Source organism: Aquimarina mycalae, assembly GCF_029906345.1.
Lineage (GTDB): Bacteria > Bacteroidota > Bacteroidia > Flavobacteriales > Flavobacteriaceae > Aquimarina.
Map to the genome: position 1 here is coordinate 46,932 of NZ_JARYGY010000005.1, position 26,061 is coordinate 72,992.

The window sequence follows — 26,061 nt, forward strand, 5'->3', positions numbered from 1 at the left end:
AGCTAGTCATAAGGTTCTTCATCCTTATGTGATGAATCTTCTATATCACTAAGATCTGTAGTTGTATTCATAATAAACTCTACCTCAGCTTCGGCAGCTTCTTCAATTTCTTCAGGGGTTAAAACCGCACCTTTTATTTTTTTATCTCGAATCATTCCACCTGTCATAATCAAACTGGTACCTATAATTACAAATAGTAAAATTCCTGGTTCAAATCCTGGCACCATTGCTTCTGCTGGTATTGCATAAAATAATAATACTGTAATTAATCCTCTTGGAGCGATAAACAATTGCGGAGAGATATCTTTACCCATAAACAATCGTAACAATCCATAACGGATCACATAAATAGATATGATAATTAAGATACTTATTAAGGTTACTTTCAGGTTTAATAATGAAGAAAGTGTGATTGTGATTCCGAAAATCACAAAAAACAGCGTTCTAACCACAAAAGCAGTTTCAGCGGTGATTACATGTAGTTCGTGATATATGGATTTAGCTTTTTCAAAATCTAGAAGACTTTCTAGTTTCCATTTAAAAAATAATTTCATATTAGCAATTACAAGTCCAAAAATCAATACGATAATTAATGACGATAAATGCATCTTTTTACCTAAACCATATAACAATAATAACACAGCGATTAACAGAAAAAGCTTAACCTGACTTTTAATTTTTTGGAAAATAAGAATAATCCCGTAACTAGCTATTAAAGAAATAATCACTGTAAGAATCAAGTTAAACGCAAAACCTGCTACGCCAGCATCTTCTGCTGGATTTAATTTACCTGTTAGAAAATAAAACATCATAATTCCCAAAATATCTGAGAAGGTACTCTCATACACATGGAATTCTTTCTTATCATCAGATAAGCCAGCTACACTAGGTATGATAATCGCACTGGATAAAATAGACAAAGGTGTTGCATATAATAATGCCGATTGCCAGGTCATTCCATCGATTAGCGCTTTTAATACAATCGCAGCTACATAAGCTGAGGCAACAAGGCCAATTAAAGCAATTGCTAAGGATTTTAGAATTGGAATTAATTTTTCCCTTTTAAGTTTTAATTCTAACGCTGCTTCTAGAACAATCATAATTAAACCAACAATTCCCAATACTTCTAACATTGGAAAAAAATCAATCTCTTCTCCTCCAATTGCTTTTATCCCATATTGATACAAGATTCCTAGGATAATTAGCATTAAAACTGCTGGGATATTGGTTTTTTTAGCTATTCCATTAAAAATAAAAGATAAAATGATCGTTAAAGAAATCCCTATGATTACATTATAAGAAGAAAATATTTCCATGGATTGGTTTAGGTTAATTAAGAATGGTTTGCAAAAGATAGTAAATTAATTTAACGTATATCATTCACTATTATATTGTAAAGCGTACTTAATATTTAATTAACGAAATACCATCTGCAAAAAGTGTAAATTAGAAAATATTTTATAAAAAAAACTATTGTAATGTCTAATCAAGGATTAATAATTGAAGAACGAAGTCGAGATATTGGTGATTTTTTGGTTGGAAGACTGATTCCATTTAGAAAAAAAAGAATGGTGGGTCCGTTTATCTTTATAGACCATATGGGACCTACTATAATTAAGAAAGGGAAGTATATGGATGTAGATCAACATCCTCACATTGGTTTATCAACCTTAACTTATCTGTTAGATGGTGAAATTATGCATCAAGATAGCATAGGAACATATCAACGTATTTCTCCTGGTTCTGTAAATTGGATGGTAGCAGGAAAAGGAGTTACTCATACAGAACGAACGCCCAAAGACATGCGAGATGGTACTGAATTTTTAACACATGGATATCAGATTTGGGTTGCACTACCTAAACATTTAGAAGATATAGCGCCTGAGTTTCATCATTTAGGTAAAAATGAATTACCGAATTGGTCAGATGGAACTACAACGTTTACACTTATCGCAGGAAAAGGCTACGGAAAAGAATCTCCATTACCAGTGCATTCAGAACTGTTTATGGTAGAGGTACAAAGTACAGAACGATATGAATTGCAGATTAAAGGTGAACTACAAGGAGAAATAGGGATTTGTATTGTTGATGGAGAAATTCAAGCTTGTGAAAACACTATTACTAAAGGAAATATGCTGGTTTCGAAAACAGAAGATAGTTGCTCTATTGTTTTGGAACCAAATACACACCTTCTTTTATTTGGAGGTCATCCATTTCCTGAAGAACGCTATATCTATTGGAACTTCGTGTCTTCCAGTAAAGAAAAGCTAGAAGAAGCCAAAAATCAATGGCGAAACAAACAATTCCCGAAAGTTATGGGTGATGATAGTTATGTAGTGATGCCAGAATAATTTCGGTTAATAATCAGCCAACTCTCTACGTATCTCATGCAATGACTTATCGGTATTAATTAGTTCCAGAACTACTTCTTTTCTAAATTCATCCAGATCATCATAATCATAATATTTAGCCCATTTGTGATCTTCTAGTAGGTTCTTGATTTGCTTGATTAATTTACGTGTTGCATCTACTGGTCTAATAACAGCTATCTGATCATATGCAGGATTATCTTTATGCTTGTAAGTTACCGTCTTAGTTTCGAAATCTACGGCAATATAATATGCATCTACATCTTGATCTAAGTTTTCTCTAAAGTCAGTCCAATCTGCATATCCCAAACGAAGATCATCGATCTCCACTGGAATTTCGGAGATCAATCTCCAATTACACTTGGCTGCTCTTCCCCAATGATTAGATAATCGATATACTCCATTAGTGGTATAATAATAGGTACTACCCGATTCACTCCGATAATGCGGTTTTCTTCTAGAGATTTCTCTTAAACGTACTCCTTTAAATACACAGTAGGTGTTTTTAAAGAAATTATTTCTAGTAAATTTCTTTGTTGTGACAACTTGTTCTTCCAATGACTACTTTTTTTCCGAAGGCAAAGAACTTGTTTTTTTAGGAGAAAAAGAAAACAAGTTTTTAACAGCTGATATTATTCTTTAATATCTGTTATTTCTATTTCTACCCTTCTATTATACTGTGGATATGTACCTAATGGGAATTTACCCTCAAAACCTATATAAGATAATCGATTTTTATCAATGCCATGAGAAATTAAAAAATCATACACTTTTTTTGCTCTTCGTGTAGATAAATTCATTTCATCGGATTTATACAACGTCGAGTCAGCCATCTGTTGAGGTTTTAGTTCATTTATATGACCTTGAAGCTGTATATGTAATTTCTTTCTTTCTTTTAATTCTTTGATCAATTTAAGCAACACAAAATCCGTTCGCGGTAAAAAAGAACTTTTACCACCTTTAAACAATACATTGTCTAAAACAATTTTATCGCCTTTTTCATGATAATCATCAATTATTTTATTCTTATTCTTAAAATAGACAATAATATCAACTCTTCTGTTTTTCTTTCTTTGTTCTGATATAGAAAAATTACTTTCATTATCAATTGGTAATTCTCCTTTACCAATCGGAGAAAATAATACGGTATGCTTATTTGCTTTAATCTTGATTTGATCAGATACAAATTCTGATCTTTTTTGGGATAACATGAGATTATTCTCTTCTTCGCCTATATCATCACAGTAACCAAAAACTTTTATTTTGCTCACATTTTTCAATTTCGAAATTGAATCAATATATTTAGTAAGTCTTGAGAAATCTTTAAGTCGTAAGTTGGCTTTATTTGTTTTAAAATAAGTAGAAAATTTGATCTCCTTTTGAGCTATAATAGAGGAACAACCAAAAACAAATAAAAATACTATAAGCAAATTTTTCATAAAACATTTCATAAATGAACATTACCTAAACACAATAACAAATCATTTATTGCAGTAATATTCAGAAAATAATTTTAATCAAAATTATCTTAAACAACATACTCAATTTAGATGAATCATTTCTTAGCTCCTAAAAACAAAAACATAGCATAACCAGCTAGATTTCCTATAAATATTCCTATATAATGCGGCACAGCAAATAATGCTTCATAGAAAATCCCCATTCGTTTACCCCATTTTCTGGTACAAGCTCTACCTATATATGACATTCGCCACCAATGTATTGTTTTACGACCATTGCGACCATCTCGATACACTTCTTTACCAGTAGTATACACACATTTAAGGTGTCCTTTAAGGCTGCATTGATCAACAGTGGCAAATTCGCCCATTGAATTCTCCTTTTGTTGAAGGTTCTTTTTCATAGTAACATCATAAATAATAAGGATTCTTATCACTTAAATTTACTGTTAATTTCAATATTTTGAAAAATAAAAGGCTGAATCTTTCTTAATTTTGTCCGAAATATGATAATTCTTCTGCATAGATCGAGTTCCCTAAATCTTTTTCATGAACATCATTAATATACCTTGTAATTTCATCAGTTTTCATAGGATCAACATTCTCTTTGGTATATAGCTCTGGGAAAAGAATGATTAATCTATTCTGAATATGGGCAATAAATTTTATAAGATCTTTACAATAGACAGATGGATTGTTAAACCCATTTTCTTTTTTAAATCGATGTACTAACCTGCCTCCTTTACATACTTCTTTTATAGGACACTCCAGACATTTATCGCATAACTTGGTCGTACTATCTTCAAAATATAATTTTCCCAAGGGTGCTTTCTTAATATCAGAAAAGTCGTTGGATTGCACATTCATACCAGATTTTGTAAATCCATGACCACAAGCTTTTAAAGAATCAATCGCTTCAATTTCTCCATTCGTTTCAATGACCAATACTGTTGATTCATTATTATCATGTGCTACCACTCCTAATAAACTATTGATAAGACCTATAAACATAGGAATCTTATATCTATCTGGATCATTAATCCAAATATCAAATAATGTTACCAACCAATCTGCCATCATCGTTTTTTCTGTATCAAATGGGTAATTATCATGGGTAAAATCAGGGATCAAAAAATTCACAGAATTAACTTGCATCTTTTTGAAACTTTCATAAATCACAAGAGGTTCTTCTTTTATATTGATTACACATACTGTATCCGCATATCCAATTTTGTTTTTGAGTAATTTTACTGCATTAAATACATTATCATAACTTCCATTACCCTTATGATCTACCCTAAACATATCATGAGCCTTTTTTGTACCATCAACACTTATACTTGGGTATATTTGTAATTCTCTAAATAGTGCACACCAATCTTTATCGATTAGTACTCCATTTGTTTGTACGTCATATTTAAAAACCACATCCTTCAATTCATCTTGAATCTTGTTTGCCTTAGCTATAAATGTCCTATAAAAATCTTTATCTATAAGTAATGGTTCTCCTCCATGAAAAATAAATGAGAACTCTTTTTTATTATATTTTAAAATATATTTTTTCGTCTTTTCTAGAATTGAATCAATCATATCATAAGACATAAATTTTGGCTGGCCTTTATAGGTTGTATCTCCAAGATTGTACATAAAACAATAAGAACAATTAAGGTTACATCTACTGGCGACTTTTAGTATTAAGGCATCAAATTGCATGAGTTAGTTTTTAAAAATTAAGGTGATCCACTTTATAATACCAAGCGAAGTTTGGAGATCATATTATGTACAAGTTTTCTCCAACCTCGCTCAGTACCTTATAGATTGTACAAACAATCTTTTATAAATAAATTATCTACGTTGATGTGAAACCGCTACTAGGGGTACACATTTCTGAAGTGTTTCTGACCAAACTTGTCCGTCGATACATCTTCTACCACCACTGGTAGGATAATATGTTTCAACAGGAACATCTACTGCTCCACCTAAAATAGCTTCCATGTTTTTAAGTTCTTGTGCAGAAAATTTGTCTAAGCCTCTTGGTAATAAGAATACCTTTTTCATTGTTTGTATGTTTAAATTTTCGCCTACTCTGTATGATTTTCGGCTACCTCAAAAAGTTGTATTTATCAAGCGCGCTTTTTGATACTACACCTTTATATACACAAACAATAATTTTGTTACCCTTTATTAAAAAAGTAGGATATTGGCACAGATATGGGTAGAACAGTTGTGAATGATAAAACTGTATTTAAATGAAATTATATGGGAAATATTTTACCTCTTATAGTATACAATAGAAAGCTGAAAGATGCCCTAGGAATCACTTGATAAGAAATTCTGAGATCACATTAAAAAGGTATTATAATTGGAGATTAGTAATACTTCAATCACAGCAAAACACAATGTATAGATGTAAAAAATGATTTATCAATATCGCTAAACTTCTCCTACATACACCCAATTCCCTTTTTCCTTAACAAAGTAGGAATTTTCATGAATTACTTGCATTGTACCTTCTTCATAAAAAAAAGCTTTGAACTCTACTGTTCCTTCTTTTTCCTTTTGGGAACCTTTGGTAGTATTTAGAACTTCCAGCTTGATCCATTCTACCGATTTAGTCCATTTTACAATAGATTTCTTTTCCCTAATAGGTCGTGTAGAACTATGATGACTTTTCATTAAATAATCACCTTTAGCCATTACAAAAGCACTATAACGAGAACGCATTAAATCTTCTGCTGTTAGCGCTTGGGCAATATCCTTATGAATTTTACCACAACAATTATCGTATGTTTGAGGTCTTCCACAATAACATGTACTCATGAATTGGATTCGTTTTGTTTAGACTCATTCACTTTTTTTACAATTGCTTTTAATCGCTCGGCTCTTAATTCTTTTTCTTTCCGGAGTTTGTTCTTTTTACGATTCATGAGTTTAGCATGTTTCGCTTTATTTTCAGTATTTTTTTCTCTTCCTTTTTTTCCCATTTCCTGGATTCAAATCAATTAGAACATTTAAAAATAAAGAATATTACGTAACTTCTTTACATTATTGCCACTTCCTTAAAATAGCACTCACATCTGATTGTATATCAGATCTAATTTCTTTTTTACGCTTTCCTTTACCAAATTGTGCATCATAATTGGTCTCCTTATGTCTAATATGTGCCGTTACAGCAAGATCGATCATTTTAGGATCAAATTGTTTAGCATCGGCAGTTCTCCCTACTCTTCCACTATGTTTTTCACAAGAATGAATAGCTATGTCAAGCTCTCTTTTTGGTGGACAATTAGGATACCTCTCTCTAATAGCCATTGCAAAATCAGCTATATATTCACGATCCTTTTGTGCTCTAATTATGGCTGCTTTTTTATTCTTAAGATCTCTGGCAGCTTGGTCTTTTTCACATTCTAAACGTGCTTTTTCTATAGCTTCTTCTTCTACCAATTGTCCTCTACGTTCGTATCTTTTTCGGCGTTGATTCCAAGCCAAAACTACACCACAAAGTGTAGAATGTTTTTTGGATCTTCTTGTCATAGCTGCATCTCCTGGCGGAAGCATTACATATCCAACAAATGGAGAACACCCAAAACAAGTCCCTTTATGATCTTCACTTTCTGCAACAAAAGATTTTCCTAGAGAAATTCTTCTACCACAAGTTTTACACGATAGTTTTTCCTTTTTAGTTAGAAATATATTTTGAGAAATAGTAGCCAATCAAATGTATTTTACAGCACGAAAATAAGATTTTATTCGATTCTATATCTCGACCAAACACCTCTTTTTATCACTGTTTTTAATAATATACTAGTAATAAATGGGGAATTTATAGTTTTTTTCTGCTTTTATCTTTGTTTATTTACGGTTTTTCCGTAATTTGGTTTCAACCCTTAATCTTATTAATACAATACTTATGCAAAAAACTACTCTTGAAAAACGTTTTAATTCACAAGATTTATCAGAAAAATATAGGAACATTTGGAACAAAGGCATTCATTTATTTTCTATCAATGATACTAATCGTGATTTTTATTATAGTGTATTTTATATCGACTTTCTTTTTGCCGAAATAATATACAATAAATTGAATGGCGAAATCATAACTATTAAAAGCTTTACAGACAAAGCTAAATTGATGTTCTATCTTAGAGAAGATTTCAATTAATACTATTATTTTGAGTGTATGAGTCTAATGAGACTTAATTTAGTTTCTATAATTAAAACAATTGCCCCACTTATTGAAACCAAATTTTTAAGTTGTTAGCGTAAACAATTCACCAAATCTCTCATTACTCATAGACTCTCATAACATATCTACTAATACACACCAAATTAATTGAGGAACATATAATCATACCCTATATGTTCCTTTATTTATTCTACTATAATACGATCGGCCCTTAATTATTGGGGATTTCCTTATATAGTTTTATACTCTTAGGAAAAAACAGTTAAAACCCCCTTTTATTCTCTATTTTATATACGTATTTTTAACTCATAACGTATACATACCCATATTACCCGTCTAATTGCCTCTAAAAAATAAGAGGTATGCAAAATTATATTCGATTACGAAGTATTAGTCTATTATTAATACTCATTATTGGTTGTCAGAGTTGTATGTCAACCCGCGTTGTCAGTGAATTTGATAATGATTCTGTAGTTAAACATTCTAAAACTTCATGGAGTTATGCTTGGGGATTAGTTACACCCAAAGATATTGATCCTGGATGTGAATCTAAACGGATGAGTTCTGTAACAAGCGCTACCAATCTTGGATATATACTAATATCGGCAATAACGATTGGTATTGTAGTTCCACAAACGGTATCATGGGAATGTGCTCCTGTAGATGTTCCTATTGAGGATTTGTAATATCATTTAACAAAATTAAAAACAACAAACATGGCATTACCAAAGGGCATTGAAATATTACCAATCACATCCTGGGAAAACAGACATAAAAATTTTAAACAAAAGCTTACGAAAGATGCTTCTTTTAAAATTAGGAATGATCATTCGTTATCTAAAAGTTCAGAAAAATATAAAGCTACTACTAAAAATATCCAATGGTTAATTGGCCACGCTATCAAAAATAACATCAGGCTTCGGGCGATGGGCAGTGGTTGGTCTTTTTCTAAGGTTGCTGTATCAGCTGGAGGAATCATTGATACTAAATCATTACGCCTCTCATTTTCTGTTTCGAAATCCTATGTTGCTGATGATTATTTAAACAAAGGAGGCGCTCCAGAAAATTTGTTTTTAGCACAATGTGGGATGTCTATTCTACAGCTGAATTCTAAACTAGAAAAAGAAAAAAGACCTAGTAGGTCTATTAAAGCATCAGGCGCTAGTAATGGACAGACGATTGCAGGAGCATTATCTACAGGTACTCATGGTTCGGCGTTTAATGTTGGATCTTTACAAGATTTTGTAGTTGGATTACATATAGTAGTTGGTAAGGATCGGCATATATGGTTAGAACCACATTCTAACCCAATCATGTCTGATAAATTTGTAAACTGGTTAGGAGCAGAACGTATTCAGGATGATATTATGTTTAAAGCTGCTTTAGTGAGTTTTGGTAGTTTTGGTTTTATTCATGGAGTTTTAATAGAAACAGAGCCTAAATTTTTATTAGAAGAGCATCGTATAGATAAAATTGCATACAACAGTGCATTAAAAAATACCATGACTACTCAGAACTTTTCTGCTATAGAGAATATATTACCATTTCCACAATCTTCTCCAGATCGAGAATTATACCATTTTGAAGTCTTAATAAATCCCTATGATTTTAAACCCAATGATACGGATAAAGGAGTTTTTATCAAAGTTGCATATAAACGAAAGTATCGAGATGATTACACTCGTAGAACCAGAGATAGTAATGGATTAACTTATGGAGATGATTTATTAGGTTTGATACAAACCATGATGGATAGCCTTGGGTCGTTATCTGTAAAGTTGGTTCCTAGTTTGGTAAACCTATTGTTTCCTTTGGCTTATAAAGAAACTGCTGCATTAGAAGGTACGATTGGTGAAACCTATAATAATACCAAATTTAGAGGAAAAGTAGCCAGTGCTGCTCTTGGAATTGATATTAAAGATAGTACAAAAGTAGTACAAGAAATACTGAATATTATCGAAAACGGAGACCCTTTTCCTGGTGGTATATCTTTACGCTATGTAAAAGGAACCGATGCTTTATTGGGTTTTACTAAGTTTTCGAAAAGCTGTGTATTAGAACTAGATGGTGTTGATTCTAAAGTAACCAGAAATTTTTATGAAAAAATATGGAATAGACTCGAAGCAATCAATATACCATATACACTACATTGGGGTAAAATTAATTTCAACCTTAATTTTAATAGAATTCAAAAAATGTATGGTGCTGCCACTGTACAACATTGGATAGATTCACGCAATGATCTTTTAGATGATGATACTAGAGAAGTATTTACTAATAAATTTATCGAACAATGTGGTCTTGATAAAAAAACTGGGGCAATTGTTTAAATTTATATTCTTTATTTAGATCTATAAAACATATTAAGTACAAGACCTGTAATTACCATTACAGTTCCTACTAAACTCAAAAAAGGATACATATCACCAAATAAGAAAACTCCAGCAACCATGGTAAAAATGACTTCCATATATTTTAAAGAAACCACCTTATTGGTAGCTTGAGATTGAAATGCTTTCGTCATAAATAACTGACCAAAATAACCAAAAACACCTAAGCTTAGTAGTAATGGCCACTCAAGACCTTCTGGAGTTTTATTCCAATTAAAAATAGATAAAAGCCCTCCAAGCAAAGTAGCAATGCACATAAAATAGTTAACAATAACCACAGGATGATCTTTTACACCTATCTTGTTGATTAATACATAGACCACACCACTGAATATAGCGGATAAAACAATTAGGAACAATCCAAAAGAATCAATATCCGTATCAAAACCTTTAATAATCAATACCCCTATAAAAGCCATTAAAAAAAATGACCATTGTATATTTTTAACTTTTTCTCTCAAGAATATAACCGCGAATATGGTAGCAAAAATTGGAGAAAGATACCGCAATGAAACAGCAGACCCTATTTTTAAATATGCTACAGACATAAAAAATAATCCCATAGAAGTTACGCCTGCCAAACCTCTATATATTAATAACTTTCTTTGATTTCCTAATACTGGGATTTTATAATACAGTAAAAAAGGGATTGTAAAAAATAATGTACCAATGGATCTAAAAAACACTAATTGATATGCGCTAAAACCAATTAAATACTTAACGAGTATATTCATAACCGTAAAGGAAATGGTACTCAAGATCATAAAATATATAGCTTTCTTCAAATATTTATTGTTTTTATAAAGTCAAAATATGTACTAATATTGGTATAGATCAAATATAAAACTTGCTTACATATAATAGATCAAATACCGAATAAGTTATTCCTAAAAATATGCATCATGAATTATTAATTCTTTTCTTTTTGGCCTTCTTTTTGATATCTAAAAAATAAGGAAACCTAATTGATGAATAAGTTTAATCCATACACATAAAGAAAACTAAATATAATTGTGAAATATTTTTACTAATTTAACCACCTATTTAATGTCCCCTAACCTACTATGAAAAAAGTATTCCCCATACTTATATTACTTATATCTCAAGGCGTTTTTTGCCAAGTATATACTATTCAGGATTCAGTACAAAAATTCCCCATATCCTATGCTACAATTTCTTTCGGAAATGGAAATGGACTATTTGCAGATGGAGATGGTGTATTCCAATTCACTAAAAAACGATATCCAGATATAGACTCTTTATATATCTCTGCACTTGGTTATAAAGAATTGTCCATAAGTACTAAAAACTTACCTTCTACCATTTTATTAACTCAAGATATAGCAGAATTACAAGAGGTTGTGGTAAAAGCAGAAAATTTAGGGAAGTACAAAACGAAAAAAACCGCTTCCAAAGTACATGATGATTATTTTAAATGTTGGTTACCTACCGTAGAATCAGAAATAGCGGTGTTTTTTCCTAGAGATCCTTTAAAATCAACAAAAATTTCGTCGGTATATTTACCCATAAAAATAGAGTCTTCTAATCGTTCTTCAGGGAAGAAGCAATCTTTTTCTACATTATTTAAAATGCAATTTTATAGAAATGATCAAGGTTTTCCAGGAAAAAGATTATCTGGAGAGGACATCATTTTTAGAATAACCAATAAGAATAAAACTAATTTCGAACTTGATATCTCTGAATATAAAGTTTTCATTCCGAAAGAAGGAATTTTTGTTTCAATACAAGTATTAGGATACACAGATAAAGAAGGCAAACTACAACATACCAAAAAATATCATGAGGTAGAAACTCGTAAAGGTATTGTAAAAGTATCCACTACGTTTAGACCTTTACTTCCATTTACTAATAAAATAGAAAACAATATTACTTTTACACGAAGAATATTCTTTAAAAATAGAACCTGGCAGCGTTTCGATCGAAAATACAGCGAAAATAACTCCTTAATCCAAAAAGGCTTCATGAATTATGGTATGGGTATAAAAATGCACGTGTATGAGAAACAGCGTTTGTAATAAAAAACAATGAAAATATTACTGTATATTTTTATCGTCTTTACTATATTCTTTATACTCATTCTATTAAGGTATAGAATTACTTATACAAAGGTTATCAAAGGTACTTCTGAGGTAACATATAAACTAATCGATTTAGGGCAACAAGATATGTTTAGGTATTCTTTCGAATCTATTATAGGAAAGAAAAGAAGAGTGTTTCTAAAAAACAAAACCAATAATATTGAATGGATTTATGTCGATAATAAAGATTTTGAAAAGCTATATCCAGAAAGTCCTTTGAAAATGAAAGAGAAGAACTATACTATTTTATTTAATTTTGAAACAAAACGTTTAGTATTTGGAGGACACCACAGAACTAAAATTACTGATATTCAAAAAATTAATAAGCAACCCGAAGTCTTAAAATCTTAAAAACCGAAACTAAACACTAAAGTCTAAGTAATCTATTCTTAAAAAAAGTAGACCTAATACAGCTCTTTTAATCTAGAAAAGATCGTTTCTTATTATGTTGCACTACTACTTCTAAGGTGTTCTCTTGTATCGTTTTATTTTTTGTATAATGTACAGCATCTTCAATGGCAAGGAAATAATGATGCGCTCCTAAATTATCAGTAAATCCCGAGCGTTTCAGAAAATCTCGTACAGGCCCTATAGTTCCCGAGATTAATAATTGCACACCTAATTCTTCTAGATATTGATGGATATCTTCTAAAACGTGTAATCCTGTACTATCTATATCGTGAATATTAGTACTATCCAAAATCAAAAAATCAGGCAATTCATCTCGTTTGGCGATGAGATACAGAATGGCATCCTTAAAATAACTGGTATTAGCAAAATACAATTGATCATCAAATCTAATTATTAAAGATTCTTTAGATCGTTTTGCATCTGGAAACCTATTGATATTACGATAATAATTAGTTTCAGGTATATTTACTAATTCTGCAACGTGAGGTCTAGAACTATAATATTGAAGAAAAATATAAGATAATATCACACCAATAAAAATTCCTTTTTCAACACCAAAAATCAATGTTCCGATAAATGTAATAATCATTACGATAAATTCTCTTCTCCTAAGTTTCAAAAGATATTTTGCCTCACTAAAATTTATAAGACCAAATACCGAAACCAGTATGATAGCAGCTAAAACTGCCTTAGGTATGTAATAAAAAAAAGAGGTTAGAAAAAGTAAAGAAATAATAACCATTACCACTGTTATTATCGAAGAAACTGTGGTTTTTCCTCCTGCTTCGTCATTAATAGCAGATCTACTATAACTTCCAGAAGATGGAATCGCTTGAAAAAAGGCTCCTATTACTTTTGCAATACCTAAAGCTAATAATTCTTGATTAGGTCTAATCACATGATCTCTATTCTTCATTTCTAGAGATTTAGCAATCCCAATACTACCTACATACCCTATAAAAGTAACAGTCAACACTGAAGGTACTAGTGCAATCATTGTTTCGTAACTCATTTCAGGAATACTAAAAGATGGTAATCCCTTAGGTACATCTTCTATCACAGAAAGTCCCGAATTTTTTAAATCAAAAACAATTGTGATAACGGTAGAAATAATTAAAACAAACAGAGCTCCAGGAAAAGATTTCTTCCATTTTTTAAACACTTGCATAATCACTATAGAACATACACACATTCCTAAAGTAATGAGATGTATTGAAGAAATGTTTTCTATTACAAACCATAATGTTTCGTGGGTATATTTAAAATTAGGGACATCCATTCCTAACGATTCGCTAAGCTGCGAAATAATGATGATGATTGCGGCGGCAGAAATAAAACCAGAAATAACTGGTTGAGAAATAAGGTTTACCAAAAACCCCATTCTTAACAAACTCATTATCATTTGCAATATTCCAATTAACAAACCAGAAAAAATAACCAGATTCGTAAACTCTTGCGTAAAAGGTGTAGCTATTTGACTTACTCCACTCATCACAAGAATGGCTGTTACTGCGACTGGACCGATACTTAATTGTCTGGATGTACCAAATAAGGCATATAATATTAATGGAATTAAACACGCGTATAAGCCATAAATGGGTGGAGTACCCATTAATAATGCATAGGCAATCGCTTGTGGAATAAGTACAACTCCTACTGTAATCCCTGCAATAGCATCGGAGCCAAATGTAGCTTTACTATAGTCTTTAATTACAGATAAAATAGGAAATATTTTGTGAAGTGCTTTAACTGTTATGTGTTTTTTGGTTTATATGGTAAATCTACGATAGTTTCAGAATTAATACTAAATGAATTAAAAAAAGCATTAGTATTTTTTAGATTTACTTATTTTTGGATGATAACACTAGCCAATGAACGAAACATTACTTCTTATCCTTCTTGCAATAGTAGGTTTTATTGCTGGAGTGATTAATACAATAGCTGGAGGCGGATCTTTACTAACCTTACCAATGCTCATTTTTATGGGCTTACCTCCTTCGATTGCCAATGGTACTAATAGAATTGGTATTTTTATTCAGAGTATCACTTCGGTAGCAGGGTTTAAAAGTAAAGGAATACAACCCTCTATTTTCAGCATCTATTTAGGCGTATCTGCTTTAATTGGCTCTTTAATTGGGGCAAGAATCGCAATCGATATCAAAGGTGAAACTTTTAATAGAATACTTGCAATTGTAATGTTGGTTGTGGTATTAATTATGGTTTTTAAACCTAAAATAAATGCCGAAGAATTCATAGAACGAATACAAGGTAAATATCGTGTCTTATCAATTCTTGCGTTTTTTGTTATTGGTATTTACGGGGGATTTATTCAAGCTGGTGTTGGTATTTTTATTCTTTTGGCACTTACTTCTATTAACAGAATGAGTCTAGTCAAATCTAATGCAGTAAAAGCACTGGTTGTTTTTATCTATACTATTGGAGCCTTAGCAATTTTCGCCTATGATAATCAAATTAATTATTTATACGGTTTTGTATTAGCTTTTGGTAATGCTTCTGGTGGTTGGATTGCTAGTAGATGGTCTGTAAAAAAAGGAGATGGTATTGTGAAAATATTCTTAGTAATTATGGTAATTGCTATGGCTATTAAGTTATGGATAGATAGTTAATCTTACATTAAAATGTTTTTGGTTTTATAGTCATTTTATACCTTGTTACAGTAACTAAAACCAAATGTAATGAAATCTCACATGCTATTCTTATGGGTTTTTTGCCTTTTTATATCTAGCTGCAAACAAACTAAAAAAGAAGAAACAGTAGTACATCCAACTGTAGAGGAAACAGCTGTTAATGATGCTTCAACACAAAAACCAGTTTCTGATCTTAAAATAATTCCAATCATACACGCTACTGCAGTATTAGAGTATAAGGATAAAACTGTCTACATAGATCCAACAGACGGAACGAATGCTTTCAAAAATCAAAAAAGCCCTGATTTAGTGCTTATTACTGATATTCACGGAGACCATATGAATATAGAAACATTAGATAGTCTTGATCTTTCTAAATCAAAAATTATAGCCCCACAAGCTGTCGCTGAAAAGCTTCCTGCAAGTTATACCGATCAACTGATTATTATCAACAATGGAGAAACTAAAGACATTGATGGTATATCAATAGAAGCAATACCTATGTACAATTTAAGAAAAGAAGCACTTAAATTTCATGACAAAGGTCGTGGTAATGGATATGTAATTACATTAGGAGAAGAACGTTTATATTTTTCTGGAGATACTGAAGATATTCCAGAGATGCGAGCGTTACAGAATATTGATAAAGCATTTGTTTGTATGAACTTGCCATATACTATGACTGTAGAAAGCGCTGCGGATGCGGTTTTAGAGTTTAAACCAAAACAAATTTATCCCTATCATTATAGAGGGACTGAAGGGTTGAGTGATGTTATAAAATTTAAGGAAATCGTAAACAAAGGTGACAATACAATCGAGGTAATACAACTAAATTGGTATCCTACTATAAAGTAAAATTAAAAAAAGCATTTGCAGTATATAATCTGCAAATGCTTTTTCTAATTTTTATTGTATCTATTTGATTAGATCTTTTTTACTCGTACTGCATTCAATCCTTTCATACCCATTTCTAGCTCGAACTGCACTTTGTCTCCTTCTTTTACTTCTTGCATTAAACCATTAACATGGACAAAATATTTTTCTTGTGATTCCTGTTCTGTGATAAAACCATATCCTTTAGAATCATTAAAAAACGCTACTCTTCCTTTCTTAATAGGATCTTCTTCAACATGTTCTCTCTTAGGAATACCTATCTCTATTGAAGAAGCTTTCACTTTTTTCTTCTTTGATGGATCTGGTGGTGTATCAGTAAGGTGGCCATTCTCATCAACATAAGCAATCATATTATCGAAACCACTCCCTTTTTTAGAATTTGCTCTGCGTTCTTCCTTCTTTTTCTGCTTCTCTTCGCGTTTCTTTAATTTCTTTTTTTCTTTTTCAATCTTGCTAAATGTCTGTTGTGATTTTGCCATTCGTTATACTTCTATATTATTTATTAAACATGAACTGCCATCGAAATACTAAACAAAAGATTGGAAAATAGCAATTTTTAAGATTGATTTACCGAATAATTAACTCAGTTGTTACAACGACCGTAACAATACATATATCACATTTACATGAATAATGTATTATATTCTAGCGCAAAGATAGACCATACATTTTAATTTCAGCAATTCTATAGAATCAATTTAGTTGATAAAGTAGAAGTAATCAAAACATTGTAACTATTTTTTCTGTATTTATTATCTCCTTTCTCTAAAACGTATTATTTCTGAAGGTGATAACATACGTGAGGAAAAAGCTGGACAGCTTCTAAGAGCTTCACGCGTCTGTGGACTTCTTTCTAATATTAATGGCCGACTCCCAAAAAGACGTACAGCTGGAGTTGAACTACTATAACAAACAAAATACATATAGGCATTACACAATGCTTCCAAAGTACCTGGATTTCTAGAAACTCTGGTATTAGACATTCTTTCTCTTGCTACTGGAGAAAAATGTCGATAACTGATCTTACCAGCGTGCGTCATTACGTGACCAATCTCATGGATTAATGTGGGACAAATACCAAGATTTTGATACCGCCATAATGCTCCATATGTTATGATGATTCCTTCTCTTTCATCAAAAAAAGTAGTTGTCGCATCATCATAACCAGGATTTAAGCCACCTGTAAACCTTTCCCATCGCCTTCTCCCTGCTGAATTTGCAAAAATAATTCCTGCAGGTTTACGTTCATTAAGCCATCTTAGATGTCCAGAAGGTATTAAATCTAATGTTCTTTCTAGAAATAATACTTCTGACAGTATTACTTGATATATGTTAATCGTAACATTATCTCTGGATTCATAATATATATCTACTAAACGTTCATCATCTACTGTTTGGTAAAAACCCCTTCTCTGATCACGTTCCCAAGTACTTAAAGGATTAGGTCCAAAATAGTTTGGCTGTCCCTCTCGATCCTGTCCTGATCCATACCCTCCTATGATAATATCTCTACTATATGGTTGATCTATAAAGTGAATTGGCATAATCTATATATTTAATTAATCACTAATAATGGAATTATAATTTATGAAATATAAAACAAACATAAATCTGTTTATCAATTAGTTAAGCACTAAACAAAAAGGTTAACTTAAAGACCATAAAAAAGTTTTCTTAGACTATTCACAATTACTACATTTGAAAACAATCTAATCCATATATTTCATACAAATGTTTATGTACAATGCTAGAAAACAAGAACGAGAATCATAGACATTTTATGCTATATAAACCCTACGGGTATCTAAAACAACGGACAAAAACAAAACTCTAAAAAACTACTTGGTGAGCTATTCGATTTCCCAAAAGGAACCATGTCAATTGGTAGGTTAGACGAAAAATCTGAGGGCCTATTGTTATTAACCACCGATGGAAAAGTAAGTAATCATATCTGTAGTGGTACTGTAGAAAAAGAATATTATGCACAAGTTGATGGAGATATTACAGAAGAGGCAATCTCGAAATTAAAAAATGGAGTAGAAATTGGATTTGATGGTAAAAAATATAAAACGAATCCATGCAAAGTGTATAAGTTACTTGATACTCCAGAATTTCCAGAAAGATCTAAAAAAATTAGAGATGAAAGACACGGCCCTACATCTTGGGTATCGATAACATTGAACGAAGGTAAATTTAGACAAGTACGTAAAATGACATCTGCGGTTGGATTTCCTACCTTACGATTAGTGAGAATACGAGTTGGTAACAATCAGTTGAATAATATGCAAATTGGAGAAGTAATTGAGATAAAACTGCATTTAAATAAATAGTAATATATACTTCCTTCAACACATTTTATTATAAAAAACAACTCTAAAACTTACATATCGGTTAAATGTATATTTTTATCAAAAAAACGCATTGCGTTTCATAAAACATAATGCGTTTTTCTATTATAAATTACCTAAAACCTAATTTCTTCTTTTTACTTTATTTTTATTTTTAGAAACCTTTCTGCCTGCTTTTTTGGCCTGTTTAGCATTTCCATTTTTAATCTTACTTTTCCTATTACCATTCGCTTTTTTAACCGCAGATGCTCTTTTTACAGTTCCATCTGATTTCTTAACTCCCACAGATCTTTTTTTGGTCCCATCTGGTTTATTAACACCACCAGCTCTATATTTATCTCCATCAGCCTGATTTACTCCTACTCCTCGTTTTTTAGTACCATCTGCCTTATTAACTCCTGCAGCCCTATACTTATCTCCATCAGCTTGATTAACTCCTACTGCTTTCTTTACATCTCCATTAGCATCTTTCTTTACTACTTTTACTTTTTTATTACCATCAGCATCTTTCGCTTTCACGACTTTAACTTTTTCTCCTTCTTTATTCTTTCCTTGTTTTACAGTACGTTCTTGGCTATATCCTATTACAAAAATCCCAAAAATAAACACAATGGTTAAAAATCTATTTGCTTTCATAATTCAGTTACTTTAATGTTACACTTTTAGGACTTGAGAAATAATAAAAGGTTTAAAATAAAGTTAAAAAAAATTAAACAATCTTCACCAAAACTCATAATCTATTCCAAACTTAAGTGATACATCTTATACTAATTTTGGTATAGCATGATATTCTATATGAAATGAAATAAATCTCGTATTAAAGAATTAATTATTGATAAACCTATATAAAAAAGAATAATAATCTTATTTATTATAAAAAATAAGAAAATAGATCTACTTCATATATTTTTGCGCAAAATTTGGGAAACAAGATGGAGTTACATAAGGATGAACAGCAAGAATTAAAGCAATTATATCAAAGCATAAAAAATACTACTCATAATTTTTTGGGATATCCAGTCTCCAAAGATTTTGATTATTCTGAATTAATGCCTTTTCTTCAATTTCCATTGAATAATTTAGGAGATCCATTTAGTGAATCCACTTATCGGGTAGATTCTAGATCTATGGAACGTGAAGTTGTAAATTTTTTCGCTAATTTATTTAGAGCTCATGAGCGTGATATATGGGGATATGTTACGAATGGTGGGTCTGAAGGGAATCTGTATGGATTATATGTGGCAAGAGAATTATACCCTAAAGGAATGGTATACTTTTCTGAAGCCACGCATTATAGTATTCAAAAAAATGTAACATTACTTAATATTGACTATGTTATCGTCAAATCTCTTCCCAATGGAGAAATGGATTATGAAGATTTAAAAGAGGCTATTGGTTATCAAAGACATAGACCAGCGATAATTGTAGCCAATATTGGTACTACTATGACAGAGGCCAAAGACGATACCAGAAAGATCAAATCCATCCTAGAGGATATGGCTATCGAAAAAAGCTATATTCATGCAGATGCAGCTTTGGCAGGAGGTTTTGCACCATTTATAACTCCTCGTCCACGCTTTGATTTTGAGGATGGTATTGATAGTATTTCTATTAGTGGTCACAAATTTATTGGATCGCCTATGCCGTCAGGAGTAGTGATTGTTAAAAAGGATAATAGAGATAGAATTGCCAGACGTATAGCATATATTGGTAGTTCTGATGCTACTATAACTGGATCAAGAAATGGTCATACCCCATTATTTCTTTGGTACGCTATAAAAAAGTTAGGCGTTAAAGGTTTTAAAGAACGTACAATGCATAGTCTAGAGGTTGCATCATATACAGAAAACAAATTAAAAGATCTCGGAATCAAAGCTTGGAGAAATCCTAATGCGATTACCATTATTTTCCCAGCTCCTAGTCCAGAAATTATTAATAAATGGCAATTAGCTACAGAAAATGGGCAATCTCATATTATTTGCATGCCAAATGTATCATTTGAGCAGATTGATAAATTTATTGCAGATATGGAACTAGAACTATGTATGGTAGCATCATAGTGCTATGTTTTACTTTAAACGGATACAGAATAAGTTAGGTTTTCTAGAATAAACATTATTCATTCAATAATCGTTGAAATTCTTCCAGATATTGTCCTACGTGATACCCATCCATTAATCCGTGATGTACATTAATAGATATAGGAAGATTAATTTTACCTTGTTCTTTTGTATATCTTCCAAAAGAAATTTTTGGTACACTATCTCTATATTGAAAATGTCTGGCGTGCGTAATACCAGTAAAGTTATACCAAGGAATTGAAGAGAAATGAATATTATCCATTCTTTTCGTATCCTCATTATGTCGTAACCCCTTACTATTTTTAACAGCTTCTATTTCTTTTTTAGCATGAACCTGAAAAACTTCAAAATCCTCATGAAACTCAATAAAAGAAAAACCAAATGTATGATCTTCTCTACCAATAGTAGGTGATGCATGAATCATATCATACTTAAATATTTTCTCTTCTTCAATTCTATATTTAAAAGGTTCTATCGAATTAGCTGCCAGTAATGATTTATGTAAATAGTATAAAAAGTATGGATATCCATTATCTTTAATCTTTTGATATCCTAAACTAAAATCCACTGTGGATACAATACCAAAAAAAGGTTCATCAAAACCATTGAAGAACTCATAATGTTCTCTCCTATTCCACGTAGCAAGATCTAACTCTGTCTTATTCATTACAAATATTGCAATAGTTCACCTGATTTAGTAAGACTCTTAAAATTTGGATGATCAATCGTTCCATTATGCACTTCATGTTCCCAAGTCGTATGAAACGGAATATGATATGCATGCGCACCAATATTTAATACTGGTAAAATATCCGATTTTAATGAATTTCCAACCATTAAAAACTCAGAAGCTTCAATATCGAGATGATCTACCAATTTACGATATTGCTTTTCAGTTTTATCAGATACAATCTCAATATGATGAAAATACTTCTCTAATCCAGATTTAATTAGTTTACGTTCTTGATCCAATAAATCACCTTTAGTAGCCATTACCAGTCGATATTTTTCTGATAAGTATTTTAGCGTATCTTCAATACCATCTATTAGTTCTACTGGTTCTTGTAGCATTTGCTTTCCTTTCTCAATAAGTTTTTCTACAAGCTGGACATTCATTTTTCCATTAGTAACCTTAATGGCAGCCTCAATCAAAGAAAGGGTAAACGGTTTAATACCATAACCATACAAATCCAGATTCTGCATCTCTACTTCAAAAAGTAACTTGTTAGCTTCTTCCTTGGATATGTGTTCTGAAACAAGTAGGCAGAATTCTTCTTCTGCTTTTCTGAAAAAAGTTTCATTTACCCATAACGTATCATCTGCATCAAATGCTATGACTTTAATATCTTTCAATGGCATATTTTACGGTATTTAGTATTCAATCATTCATCAGCACAGCACACATCTGTTAGCTATTACCTAACTAGCTTTTTGTATTTAATACGTTTTGGCATTAAATCACCTCCTAATCGTTTCTTTTTATTTTCTTCATAATCAGAAAAACTACCTTCGAAAAAATACACTTGAGAATCTCCTTCAAACGCTAAAATATGAGTACAAATACGATCTAAGAACCAACGGTCGTGAGAAATGACCACGGCACAACCTGCAAAATTTTCTAATCCCTCTTCTAGGGCTCTTAATGTGTTTACATCAAGATCATTAGTAGGCTCATCAAGAAGTAATACATTTCCTTCTTCTTTGAGGGTCATTGCCAAATGTAACCTATTGCGTTCTCCTCCAGAAAGTGTAGATACTTTCTTGTTTTGCTCACTTCCTCCAAAATTAAATCTGCTTAGATATGCTCTGGAATTAACTTCCTTACCACCCATCATTACCAAATCTTGTTCATCACTAAAGTTTTGCCAAATGGATTTATCAGGATTAATATTAGAATGAGCTTGATCTACATAGGCTATCTTAGCAGTTTCACCTACAGAAAAACTTCCTTTATCAGGGGTTTCTTCACCCATAATCATCTTAAAAATGGTTGTTTTCCCTGCTCCGTTTGGTCCAATAATCCCAACTATTCCTGCTTGAGGTAGTTTGAAATTAAGGTCTTCATACAGTAATTTATCACCATACGCTTTACTGATTCCTTCAGCTTCTAGTACATTCGTTCCTAAACGAGGCCCATTAGGAATATAAATTTCTAATTTTTCGTCAAGTTGTTTTTGATCTTGACTCATTAGTTTATCGTAATTCTTTAAACGTGCTTTTTGCTTAGTTTGTCTTCCTTTCGCTCCTTGACGCACCCATTCTAGCTCTCTCTCTAAAGTTTTTTGACGTTTTGAGGCTGATTTACTTTCTTGTGCTAATCGTTTTGATTTCTGATCAAGCCAAGAAGAATAATTTCCTTTCCAAGGGATTCCTTCACCTCTATCTAATTCTAGAATCCAGCCAGCAACATTATCTAAGAAATACCTATCGTGCGTTACCGCTATAACGGTTCCTTTATATTGCGCCAAATGATGCTCTAGCCAATGTACTGATTCAGCATCCAAATGGTTTGTAGGTTCATCCAATAACAATACATCAGGTTCTTGAAGTAATAAACGACAAAGCGCTACTCTTCTTCGCTCTCCACCAGATAATACAGCAATTTTTTTATCAGAATCTGGAGTTCTAAGAGCATCCATAGCTATCTCCAGCTTTGTGTCCAATTCCCAACCATTACTGGCATCAATCTGATCTTGTAAAGTTGCCTGCCTATCCATAAGTTTCTGCATTTTATCTGCATCACTATAGACCTCTTCTAGGCCAAACATATCATTGATCTTATTATATTCATCAAGAACAGCAACAATTTCAGAAGCGCCTTCTTTTACAACTTCTAATACCGTTTTCTCTGGGTCTAGCTGCGGTTCTTGCTCCAAATATCCTACCGAATAATCCGAAGAAAAAACAACATCTCCCTGGTAATTTTTATCAACACCTGCAATAATTTTCAATAGTGTAGACTTACCTGATCCATTAAGACCAAGAATACCTATTTTTGCACCATAGAAAAAACTTAAATATATATTCTTAAGAACTGGAGTATTCGCACTTTTAAACGTTTTTGTAACTCCAGACATAGAAAAGATTATCTTTTTATCATCTGACATAAGCCCCTAAATTATTTTTAATTTATTATTCTAAACTCTACCTTTTAGTGCATTAAACACCCAAGCATTTGCTAAAAATCCAACTCCTACTGCTGCAAAACCCCAACCAGAAACATCTCTATATCTAAATGCGCCCAAAGCTATTAGTCCTAATCCAGCAATTATCATTATAAATGTAGCCCAAGCTAACACTGTATTTTTATTCATTCCCATATATAGTTATTTAGTTAACTATCTTCAATAATCAATCAAAAATAGCATGCAAATATCGGTATTTTATCATCAAAAAATAGAATTTTATAGAGATCTTCAATTAGTAATGAGCCTTACATGTTGCTAAACAAGCACTTATGTGAAATGATTTATAAAAAAAATGAGGATTCATAATTTAACCCTCATTTTTTTATAAACTATTTAGGTCTCTAATTTGAAGGTCCATTATCAACTCTGGATTCCAAAACAGATTCTATAGAATTAGAAATGTTTTCTAAAAGATCATATCCAGTGATGTTTTCAATCGCATTAACAGAAGTTCTAAATTGTGCCCAATTTGTATTTATTCCTTGATCATTAGGTACATTTATTGCAATCACTCGTGTAGAAGTTGTTACTCTATTAATATCATTAGTACCGTTTGGTAATACCAATGCTACTTTCCAAAAAGAATCTGGCACAGTAATGTTTCCTCCATCAATTGTCGAAGCAAAACCATTTCTTCCTGTTCCTCCACTTCCAGCTACTCCAGCAATAATATGTACTTCATTTCCTTCTAAAGCTAAAGATCTTAAATAGTTTTCGAAATTAGCCCAGCTTCTTTGGTTATTGTCTGGTGCCTGAGGAGCAATATTACTCATATAAAAAGTGTTCTCATTTGCTCCAGAATTAAAAGTTCTATCTGCAGAAGGACATAGATGACCTCTATCAAATCCAGATCCTGTATAATCACTAGTGGTTGGTCTAAAAAAGTTGCTTGGCAGTGCAGTATCTCGTTTAAAACAGTTACATCTAGATGCACTACCTGTCCAGGCACTACTTAAATGCCAGCTTACCCAATTGGCAGTACCTTTGCTATTATTATATGATAATATGAAATCTGGTTTCGATAAATAGTAGTTATTAGCATTCGAACCAGCATTAGAGGGATTACCAAAAGTAATATTACTATCCCTTGCTGCAGTACCGTTTCCTCCTCCAGTAGTTTCTGTAGTGATTTCAAAATTATCAATATTAATACGATTAGAACCTCCAGAAGTTTTATACACTCCATAGCGTACACTTCTGGTTTCATTTACATTAAATGTTACCGTATTCAAAGTTGTAGAACTGGTAGTAACCGTTGATCCCGCATAAAACCAAGAAGCTCCATTATTATAAGAAGCTATAAGACGCCAGCTAGAATTTCCATTACTTCCATATTTTGCATGTCGTATTCTAATCGTTTTCGCACCATTATCCATATTAAAAGACATAATCGCATATCCTGTATTCCTAATTCTTACGGACTTAGCACCAAATTTACGATCATTTGATAGCGTTCCTATCAGGGCATCATTTAAATACCAGTCTCCAGAAGAAGATAAATTAACACTACCTCCAGCATAGCTCCCTTTAGAACCTGATTCGTAAGTTTCTGTAAAACCAGAAGATCGTTTTTCGGAAAAATTATGTTCATGAGGTCCGTGATTGTCATAGAAATTGGTTTCTACCTTTATTTCTCCTTGTATTTCCAATGGAACAAAAGCGATATCCTCATAAATAGGTTCATCCTCAATGCTACAGCTAGCGATAAAAAAAGTAATAAAAATAAAAAATGAGATCGAGTTTAATTTTAATAATTTCATAGTTGAGTTAGAATTTAGATTACTTGTTAAATAATTGGTTTTAAGCTAGATATAAAACTAATTCTAGGTTGTTAATTCATTACTAATGAAATGTTATCAAACTGTTATAAAACAAGATTATGAGAAACAAAAGCATAACACTTACGGTACATTCTTTGTATAAATATTGATTAGAAATCAGTTTTTATTTTAATCCTCAAAAAACTCCTTGATTTTTGTATTTTCGT

General features: G+C 31.7%; 28 protein-coding genes and 1 pseudogene. 10 read left to right on the plus strand and 19 right to left on the minus strand.

Features of this window, described 5'->3' with window-relative positions; genetic code table 11:
- Positions 1-2: 2 nt before the first annotated feature.
- Positions 3-1,316 (minus strand): cation:proton antiporter domain-containing protein, encoded by a 1,314-nt coding sequence (locus QBK95_RS12570; RefSeq protein ID WP_280934249.1) that lies wholly within the window; start codon positions 1,314-1,316, stop codon positions 3-5.
- A gap of 162 nt (positions 1,317-1,478) precedes the next feature.
- On the opposite strand from QBK95_RS12570, the gene QBK95_RS12575 reads away from it, so the two are divergent.
- Positions 1,479-2,351: a pirin family protein gene (locus tag QBK95_RS12575; RefSeq protein ID WP_280934250.1), complete on the plus strand. Its 873-nt coding sequence runs from the start codon at positions 1,479-1,481 to the stop codon at positions 2,349-2,351.
- Between the two features lie 6 nt (positions 2,352-2,357).
- Here the strand turns inward: QBK95_RS12575 and QBK95_RS12580 are convergent, their stop codons facing one another.
- From QBK95_RS12580 to QBK95_RS12615, 8 genes are all read right to left on the minus strand, one after another.
- Positions 2,358-2,927 (minus strand): hypothetical protein, encoded by a 570-nt coding sequence (locus tag QBK95_RS12580; protein WP_280934254.1) that lies wholly within the window; start codon positions 2,925-2,927, stop codon positions 2,358-2,360.
- A gap of 74 nt (positions 2,928-3,001) precedes the next feature.
- A complete protein-coding gene (locus tag QBK95_RS12585; protein WP_348637338.1) occupies positions 3,002-3,820 on the minus strand; it encodes an OmpA family protein in 819 nt (272 codons plus the stop codon).
- A 104-nt stretch (positions 3,821-3,924) separates the two neighbouring features.
- On the minus strand, positions 3,925-4,233 hold the full coding sequence (locus QBK95_RS12590) for a hypothetical protein (RefSeq protein ID WP_280934258.1): 309 nt from the start codon (positions 4,231-4,233) through the stop codon (positions 3,925-3,927).
- An 85-nt stretch (positions 4,234-4,318) separates the two neighbouring features.
- Positions 4,319-5,542 (minus strand): radical SAM protein, encoded by a 1,224-nt coding sequence (locus tag QBK95_RS12595; RefSeq protein WP_280934260.1) that lies wholly within the window; start codon positions 5,540-5,542, stop codon positions 4,319-4,321.
- 132 nt (positions 5,543-5,674) lie between these two features.
- On the minus strand, positions 5,675-5,887 hold the full coding sequence (locus tag QBK95_RS12600) for a hypothetical protein (RefSeq protein WP_280934263.1): 213 nt from the start codon (positions 5,885-5,887) through the stop codon (positions 5,675-5,677).
- 375 nt (positions 5,888-6,262) lie between these two features.
- Positions 6,263-6,649, minus strand: a complete 387-nt coding sequence (locus QBK95_RS12605) for a YchJ family protein (RefSeq protein ID WP_280934265.1) — start codon at positions 6,647-6,649, stop codon at positions 6,263-6,265.
- Positions 6,646-6,813, minus strand: a complete 168-nt coding sequence (locus QBK95_RS12610) for a hypothetical protein (RefSeq protein ID WP_280934267.1) — start codon at positions 6,811-6,813, stop codon at positions 6,646-6,648. The genes QBK95_RS12605 and QBK95_RS12610 overlap by 4 nt, the downstream gene beginning before the upstream one ends.
- Before the next feature lie 61 nt (positions 6,814-6,874).
- A complete protein-coding gene (locus tag QBK95_RS12615) occupies positions 6,875-7,543 on the minus strand; it encodes a DUF2293 domain-containing protein (RefSeq protein WP_280934269.1) in 669 nt (222 codons plus the stop codon).
- Between the two features lie 196 nt (positions 7,544-7,739).
- Between QBK95_RS12615 and QBK95_RS12620 the strand changes: the two genes are divergently transcribed.
- The 3 genes from QBK95_RS12620 (at position 7,740) to QBK95_RS12630 (ending at position 10,345) form a co-directional block, all read left to right on the plus strand.
- Positions 7,740-7,991 carry a hypothetical protein gene (locus QBK95_RS12620; protein ID WP_280934270.1) on the plus strand — a complete coding sequence of 84 codons (252 nt, stop codon included), beginning with the start codon at positions 7,740-7,742 and terminating at the stop codon, positions 7,989-7,991.
- Positions 7,992-8,377: 386 nt separating this feature from the next.
- Positions 8,378-8,701: a hypothetical protein gene (locus QBK95_RS12625; RefSeq protein WP_280934272.1), complete on the plus strand. Its 324-nt coding sequence runs from the start codon at positions 8,378-8,380 to the stop codon at positions 8,699-8,701.
- A gap of 30 nt (positions 8,702-8,731) precedes the next feature.
- Positions 8,732-10,345 (plus strand): FAD-binding protein, encoded by a 1,614-nt coding sequence (locus QBK95_RS12630; RefSeq protein WP_280934274.1) that lies wholly within the window; start codon positions 8,732-8,734, stop codon positions 10,343-10,345.
- 11 nt (positions 10,346-10,356) lie between these two features.
- On the opposite strand, the gene QBK95_RS12635 is transcribed toward QBK95_RS12630, so the two are convergent.
- Entirely contained in the window at positions 10,357-11,190 is an 834-nt protein-coding gene (locus QBK95_RS12635) for a DMT family transporter (protein ID WP_280934276.1), read from the minus strand.
- Positions 11,191-11,469: 279 nt separating this feature from the next.
- Between QBK95_RS12635 and QBK95_RS12640 the strand changes: the two genes are divergently transcribed.
- Positions 11,470-12,441, plus strand: coding sequence for a hypothetical protein (locus tag QBK95_RS12640; RefSeq protein ID WP_280934279.1), 972 nt, complete (start codon positions 11,470-11,472; stop codon positions 12,439-12,441).
- 9 nt (positions 12,442-12,450) lie between these two features.
- Complete coding sequence (locus QBK95_RS12645; protein WP_280934281.1) at positions 12,451-12,855, plus strand: hypothetical protein; 405 nt, start codon at positions 12,451-12,453, stop codon at positions 12,853-12,855.
- A gap of 67 nt (positions 12,856-12,922) precedes the next feature.
- Here QBK95_RS12645 and QBK95_RS12650 read toward each other — a convergent pair whose 3' ends face one another.
- Entirely contained in the window at positions 12,923-14,671 is a 1,749-nt protein-coding gene (locus QBK95_RS12650; protein ID WP_348637341.1) for a SulP family inorganic anion transporter, read from the minus strand.
- Positions 14,672-14,786: 115 nt separating this feature from the next.
- On the opposite strand from QBK95_RS12650, the gene QBK95_RS12655 reads away from it, so the two are divergent.
- Both QBK95_RS12655 and QBK95_RS12660 read left to right on the plus strand, forming a co-directional pair.
- Positions 14,787-15,542, plus strand: a complete 756-nt coding sequence (locus QBK95_RS12655; protein WP_280934283.1) for a sulfite exporter TauE/SafE family protein — start codon at positions 14,787-14,789, stop codon at positions 15,540-15,542.
- A gap of 69 nt (positions 15,543-15,611) precedes the next feature.
- Positions 15,612-16,418, plus strand: coding sequence for an MBL fold metallo-hydrolase (locus QBK95_RS12660; protein ID WP_280934285.1), 807 nt, complete (start codon positions 15,612-15,614; stop codon positions 16,416-16,418).
- Positions 16,419-16,486: 68 nt separating this feature from the next.
- Here QBK95_RS12660 and QBK95_RS12665 read toward each other — a convergent pair whose 3' ends face one another.
- Positions 16,487-16,936, minus strand: coding sequence for a cold-shock protein (locus QBK95_RS12665; RefSeq protein ID WP_280934287.1), 450 nt, complete (start codon positions 16,934-16,936; stop codon positions 16,487-16,489).
- A gap of 273 nt (positions 16,937-17,209) precedes the next feature.
- Positions 17,210-18,001, minus strand: a complete 792-nt coding sequence (locus QBK95_RS12670) for a hypothetical protein (RefSeq protein ID WP_280934289.1) — start codon at positions 17,999-18,001, stop codon at positions 17,210-17,212.
- Between the two features lie 200 nt (positions 18,002-18,201).
- On the opposite strand from QBK95_RS12670, the pseudogene QBK95_RS12675 reads away from it, so the two are divergent.
- A pseudogene (locus QBK95_RS12675) lies at positions 18,202-18,787 on the plus strand (pseudouridine synthase).
- A 141-nt stretch (positions 18,788-18,928) separates the two neighbouring features.
- On the opposite strand, the gene QBK95_RS12680 reads toward QBK95_RS12675, so the two are convergent.
- A complete protein-coding gene (locus QBK95_RS12680) occupies positions 18,929-19,441 on the minus strand; it encodes a hypothetical protein (protein ID WP_280934291.1) in 513 nt (170 codons plus the stop codon).
- A 296-nt stretch (positions 19,442-19,737) separates the two neighbouring features.
- Between QBK95_RS12680 and QBK95_RS12685 the strand changes: the two genes are divergently transcribed.
- On the plus strand, positions 19,738-20,865 hold the full coding sequence (locus QBK95_RS12685; protein ID WP_280934293.1) for a histidine decarboxylase: 1,128 nt from the start codon (positions 19,738-19,740) through the stop codon (positions 20,863-20,865).
- A gap of 55 nt (positions 20,866-20,920) precedes the next feature.
- Here QBK95_RS12685 and QBK95_RS12690 read toward each other — a convergent pair whose 3' ends face one another.
- The 5 genes from QBK95_RS12690 to QBK95_RS12710 all read right to left on the minus strand — a co-directional run bounded on the left by QBK95_RS12690 (position 20,921) and on the right by QBK95_RS12710 (position 25,834).
- Positions 20,921-21,553, minus strand: coding sequence for a chloramphenicol acetyltransferase (locus tag QBK95_RS12690; RefSeq protein ID WP_280934295.1), 633 nt, complete (start codon positions 21,551-21,553; stop codon positions 20,921-20,923).
- Positions 21,553-22,245 carry an HAD family hydrolase gene (locus QBK95_RS12695; RefSeq protein WP_280934297.1) on the minus strand — a complete coding sequence of 231 codons (693 nt, stop codon included), beginning with the start codon at positions 22,243-22,245 and terminating at the stop codon, positions 21,553-21,555. Before QBK95_RS12695 ends, QBK95_RS12690 begins: the two co-directional genes overlap by 1 nt.
- Positions 22,246-22,301: 56 nt before the next feature.
- Positions 22,302-23,993, minus strand: coding sequence for an energy-dependent translational throttle protein EttA (ettA, locus tag QBK95_RS12700; RefSeq protein ID WP_280934299.1), 1,692 nt, complete (start codon positions 23,991-23,993; stop codon positions 22,302-22,304).
- Between the two features lie 30 nt (positions 23,994-24,023).
- Positions 24,024-24,206 carry a CAL67264 family membrane protein gene (locus QBK95_RS12705; RefSeq protein WP_280934300.1) on the minus strand — a complete coding sequence of 61 codons (183 nt, stop codon included), beginning with the start codon at positions 24,204-24,206 and terminating at the stop codon, positions 24,024-24,026.
- Between the two features lie 209 nt (positions 24,207-24,415).
- Positions 24,416-25,834 carry a DNA/RNA non-specific endonuclease gene (locus QBK95_RS12710; protein ID WP_280934302.1) on the minus strand — a complete coding sequence of 473 codons (1,419 nt, stop codon included), beginning with the start codon at positions 25,832-25,834 and terminating at the stop codon, positions 24,416-24,418.
- Positions 25,835-26,061 lie beyond the last annotated feature (227 nt).